The sequence below is a fragment of the Flavobacterium sp. genome (genome assembly GCF_039930565.1).
GTDB lineage: Bacteria > Bacteroidota > Bacteroidia > Flavobacteriales > Flavobacteriaceae > Flavobacterium.
The window spans coordinates 1-5,905 of record NZ_JBDTTP010000131.1 but is presented as its reverse complement, the minus strand read 5'-3'; the positions used below and the strand labels follow the sequence as shown (position 1 = coordinate 5,905).

The window sequence follows — 5,905 nt, the reverse complement described above, 5'->3', positions numbered from 1 at the left end:
CAATTATTGCTATGCAGATAAGTGAAGGCAGTCCAGCTATGTACATAATGGCAAACAGTATCATGAGCACAATAACACCACCACCTAAATACCAGATGTATTGTGCTTTTAATCCCTTAAACTGGATACTTTGGTTTATTCCCTTGTTGATTTGATAGACACTGTTTGACATAGTATTTATTTTAAAATTTCATTCTGTTGCTGCGTCTCATTTCAGGAAAAGAGCGCTCCTGCCATTTATCAGTGTTACTTTCGGCAGTTGTGCAACCCTTTGATTCTTCACCGTTCTTTATTGGCAGTTGAATTACCGGCACTGTATCCGTTAATTTTGTTTTATTACTCAGACTAGTATCTTGTGGATTGGCCTCCTTTAATTGGTTCTCCTGAATTTTCAGGGCTATTTCCCTTTCCAAACTAGAGAGATCACTTTTCATTTTTTGCAGTTCATGCTCCTGGCTAAATACTCTGGTGGTTAATTGCTGCAATTCCGGCAGTTGGTTTTCAATATCATTAAGTGACTTTTGGTATTTTTCCGTAAGATGTTCCACCTTATCAATTGCATTTAGAAAATGGCGGGCTGCCAATTTTGGATTGTCCACATTTGGAGTTCCTCCATTGGAAGTATATTTAATACCATCTTCCAAACGTTGTGCATAAAAGCTGTTGGAGTAACGGTACTGGTATAAACCATCATTTTGATAGGCTTCACGTTCTCTTTTTATATAGAGTCCAAAATCATATAACTTTCCAATTTGTTTGGCCTGGTTTTCTCCTTCTGGAGGTTTCCAGTTTTTATAGAGCAGGATAATTTCTTTGCCGATACTTTCTGGATCTGCTGTTTTGCAGTTATACAACTCTATAGGATTTGCTTTGGAACCATCAGGTTCATACTTCAGATTGTTTTTGTAAAAACTGTAATCAGCAGTTAGTTTGTCCAGTGTTTTAGTGGTGATTCCTTTTTCCTCCATTAGGTATTCAACCTGATATTTAGTTCTGGAAATTTCCTTGTAATGTGCTTTTTTAAGGCTTTCCATTACCGTTACTTTTTTCTCCAATTTTGATTTTTCCAGTAAAGAAGTATCTCCTGATAATACTGCGATATATTCCGAAAAGTTCATTCCGCTCTGCTCATCCATGGCTCCCTCATCAATAGTCCTCACATTAAGTTCACAGTTTTTCATCTGACTGATAAAAGTCTGTTTGTTCTTCAAAAGGTTGAATTTGTAATTGTCTAATGACTGCTCGGTCGCATATATGAAATTCTTCACTTTATTACCATAATACTGTTTGGCAACTTCGTTCCCTTGTCTACTGCCTCGGCCGTTGCGTTGTCCCAGATCTGATGGTCTCCAGGGAATATCCATATGATGCATCGCTACCACACGCTTTTGTACATTAAGACCCGTTCCTGCTTTTTCTGTACTACCCAAAAGAATACGTATTTCTCCTGTATTCATTTTAGAAAACAATTCCGGTTTCTTTTTATCTGTCCAATCGTGTATATAAGTAATCTCATGAGCCGGGATATTAAAATCCCTTACCAGTTTTTCTTTAAGGGCATCGTACATATTAAAGGCATCCGGCTTCGGCGTGCCTATATCCGAAAAAACAATCTGTGTGCCTTTATGCTCCATGGAAGCATGATAAATTTTAGCCACATTTCTGGCGCATGTATTGACTTTATTATTCGGGTGATCACCATATTTTTCATTTATCAGCCTCATATCGGCAGCCATCTTTTTAGCGTAATTAGTAGCGATTAGCATCCTGCCTTTATCTTCCTGCGAAGTAAGAGGCTCTCTGCCTATAAGTGTTGCATTACCTGTTTTTGCAAACTGCATGAGCTGGATAATAAACTCGCTTTGTTCAGGAGTAGGGCTAATATTGACAAGTTGTTCCTTAATTTCAGGTTTATCCAGATCAATATGTTTTGCTGTTTTGTAATCGGTAATCTCATTATAAAACAATGCCAGTTCCGGAACTTTTATAAAATGGCGAAAACGCTCCTTTGCAATAATTTCATTGGTGACCGAAAACTCAAAATCAGTTGTTTTTCTGGCAAAGACAGCTGCCCATCCGTCAAAGTTTTCAATACGCTGACGCTCCATTTCTTTAGGTCGCAGGTATTTGAAAAGCAGGTACATTTCGGTAAGGCTATTGGAAATTGGAGTACCCGAAAGAAACGTTACACACAAATCCGAATCGAATTTTTCCTGCAGCGTACGTACCGCAAATAACATATTAAGCGCCTTTTGGCTTCCCTGCATATTTCCAATTCCGGCAACCCGGTCATGACGGGTAGTGAAAGTCAGGTTTTTAAATTTGTGTGATTCATCTACAAACAAATGATCAATCCCCATTTCTTTAAAGTTGATACCGCTGTCCTTTTTATCTTCTATATCTTTGAGCAGTGTTTTTAATTTACTGTCCAGATTATTTTTTCGTATTTCAAGACCTTTTAATATTTTTTTTGAGATATCGCCTCCCAGATCTCTGGCCGTATCAAGATCCCGTTCTATATTATCCAGCTCATTTTGTAAGATCTCTTTTTGTATTTCCGGTGATTGCGGAATTTTACCAAACTGATCGTGGGTTAAAATGATACAGTCCCAATTGTTGTTTTTAATCTCATGGAAAAGTCTCATTCTTTTGGCCGGAGTAAAGTCATTTTCTCCAGGCGCTAAAATCCGGGCATTCGGATAAGCCTTTCGATAGGTTGCAGCAATTTGATTCACATTGGCATTCAATGCCAGTATTGCTGGTTTATGAATAATCCCTAATCGTTTCATTTCACTGGCAGCCACAATCATGGTTAGTGTCTTTCCTAGCCCAACTTCATGATCAATTAAAGCGCCACGGTTTTGAATAATACGCCATGCCGCATTTTTCTGAGAGCTGTATAGGTCTTCAATCTCCAGGGCTTTTTTATCCAAACCCGGAAAGCTCAGATGACTTCCGTCATACTCGCGTAATACATAACAATTGAACGTATTGTTATATAGGCTCTCTAATTCATTTTTATCGCTTATTGGCAATTCCTGCAGCCACTCAATAAAGCCATTACGAATGTTCTCAATTTTTTGATGTGCAAGTTGTATAGCTTCATTATCCGGCAATCGTATCGGTTTGCCTGATGGTCCATCTACCTCATAGGTAAAAAACGGAGCCGTATTTTCAAGCGCATGCTCCAATATCGTGTAACCATAAGTGGTTCTTCCGCTTTTAGGAGTTACCGAAAATTCTCTGTCTATTTTGGTATTGTGTCCTGTACTTACTTTAAAGGTATCTAATGATGGGAAATAATTAATTTCTGTTGGCTGATCAAATAATTTTCCGGCAAAACTTTCATAGTATCGGTTGGGAATCCATCGTTCTCCCAGATTAAAATCAAGTAATTCAAAAGGGATGCGCTCTGGCTGTACTTTTTCCAGTGCCTGCAATCCTTTGTAATATTGCGTGTTTTCAGGATATAGTTCTACTGCCTGTTTAGCCTGCTGTAGCTTTTCCACGACATTTCCGCTTAAATAAAGGTCTGAAGTTTGCCAATCCTGACCTGTAGGGTTCAGGTAGATATGATGGTTTAGACGCTCTATCGCCTCGTTTTCTTCAAGCCCGGTTGCAGCGGTTATAAATCCCATATCCACACTTCCGATTTCATTAAGACTGCGAGCTAAGGCTTCAATTGGATCGTCTGTGTGATAGCGTTCTTGCTGTTTTACTATAGATTCGCTTAAAATATCGGACTTCGCATAACGTTCTCCTTCTTTGCGTTCCAATGAAGAAAGAATGATGAAACCAAAAGCAGAATCCTGCATGATTAACCTGCGATTCTCAGCACCGTTCAGAATACCATAGTGTGAAACAAATTTGATATACTGCTCATCCAGATTTCTACGAGTTTCATTACTTGCTGTTTTGTCTGATTGCTCTTTCTCAAACAGTTCCAGATAATTATCCCGAATAGAAATATAGGAATCGTAAAATTTCAGATTGCCTTGTGTTGCTAATGGTTGGAAAAAAGCTTGTTTGTGTTCATGATTTATATCACTGATAACCCCAACGGCCTCTCCAAGTCGAACCAGTGTGCCTTCTTTGTAAAACGGTTTGAATGAAAGATTTTCTTCATATAGCTGTCTTTCAAGGTTAAAGGCCGATTCAAGGGTTTGGTCTCCTTCATAAATATATTTGTGATCGTAGTACTGAAGAGTATTGGATAAAGCCAATAATTCATGAGGCAGTAATCCTCCATTCATCCAATTGGCTGAAAAACCATCTATTTCTTTTACATTAGAATATAATTTATACAAATACCGATTGGACTTGTTTTGTTTGGCAGCAATTAGCACAACGTTTTCATGTGATGGATTATCATTGGTGCGTATGGTACTGAGTATTCGTGCTGTTTTTTTATCTACTACAGTTTCATCAAGAGGATTGATGTAATCCATCGCACGGTTGATGTTCTCCGCAGCTACAGTATCAAACAAGCCAAGTTGGACAGAAATACCGCTTGCTTTACTCTCAGGCATGGGTAAATAAGTGAATTTTGGTCCAATTGCTTCAGCGGGCGGAACTATCTCCGTTTTTTGAGCCTTCTCAAAGCGTTGCTGGTTAAAGTTTTCTTTTAGTCCTTTGGTGATATTTTCTCCAAGAAGGTTTCCAATAGAAATAATATCCCCATTTTGTCTTACACTTTGGTGCGCCTGTCCGTATTGGTTTTTACCGGCTTGTATTTCATTTCCAATGATGAGCTCGGGTTTATTATGCAGGTATTTATTAATACTGTATTTTCCAAATTCATTTTCGAGTTCAACAGTTTTTAGCAACTCATTTTCATTGTCAGATAGCGTTTGTTTATGCTCATTTTTTTGGACAATAATCAAATGATTAGGAGCATCTGTATTTCCTGTTTCTTTCATCAGATTATCAGGCATAACTGCTACACTTACAAAATCTGCATTTTGAAAAAGATACTTGCGGACACTCTGATTGGAAGGACTGTTTAAAAAACCATCTGTCGTTATGTATGCCATAAGACCGCCATCAGCGAGTTTATCCAGTCCTTTTGCAAAAAAGTAATTGTGGATTTTTCCTGAAATGGCTTTATCTGGATAGGCTTTGTCATAAACAGAAAAATTACCAAAAGGAATATTGCTGACCACAAGATCATAACTGCCGTTATCATTTGTTGGAGCTTCTTCGAGTCCTATTACATGAGTGGTGTTTTTGGTTGAAAGTGTACTGCTTAATGCAGAAAGCACCAGTCCGCTCAATCGGTCTTTTTCGACAGCGGTAATTTGTTCCAAATTTTGGAAAGCCTTTTCTGCTTCAGTAATAAAAATTCCTGATCCTGCTGATGGTTCGTATAACCTTTTAGGATTAATACCTTGTTTTTCCAAAGCAGTGTACAAAGTTTTGGGTACAATATCCGGTGTATAAAATGCCGTAAGCACACTGTTACGTAGCGAAGAAACAACCCCGTTATAATCCTTTTCAGAATAATGTTCCTGCAACAATTCATGCAGACGTGTCATCTCTGGATGCAGTTTCAGATCTTCTTTAGTAGCTCCGGATTTTATCCAGTCTTCGGCAGAGCCATGTGGATATAGAATAGCCTTGAGTCCTCCAAAGCCAGCATATGCTTTAAGTGCTGCAACTACTTCTGCCGATAAAGCATCTCCTTGCTGCCATTGCATTGCAATGGTAATCGCCTGGATATTGGCACTTAGTTTTTGGGATAGATTGTAAGCCATAATTACTCCTTTTCATACTTAACACTGCTATAAATAGCTCAACTCACATAGTCAGCAATCTGACCGATAAGGGCATTTCTTAAAATGGGATCTTCTCCATTTTCTTTTGTAAAACCAATGGTTTCAAAAATTGGCTTGCAGCTTTCCATAAG

At 38.4% G+C, this 5,905-nt stretch carries 2 protein-coding genes; both read right to left on the bottom strand.

The genetic code is table 11. The features are described 5' to 3' along the window. Nucleotides 1-172, bottom strand: a 172-nt coding sequence (locus ABI657_RS18755) for a DUF4133 domain-containing protein (RefSeq protein WP_348098799.1), incomplete at its 3' end; no start/stop codon positions are given. Nucleotides 173-182: 10 nt separating this feature from the next. Then, nucleotides 183-5,753, bottom strand: a complete 5,571-nt coding sequence (locus tag ABI657_RS18750) for a helicase-related protein (RefSeq protein WP_348098798.1) — start codon at nt 5,751-5,753, stop codon at nt 183-185. Nucleotides 5,754-5,905 lie beyond the last annotated feature (152 nt).

Excerpts from the sequence above, each read along its gene's own strand:
- ABI657_RS18750 (WP_348098798.1), bottom strand. The coding sequence starts at position 5,753 with ATGGCTTACAATCTATCCCAAAAACTAAGTGCCAATATCCAGGCGATT.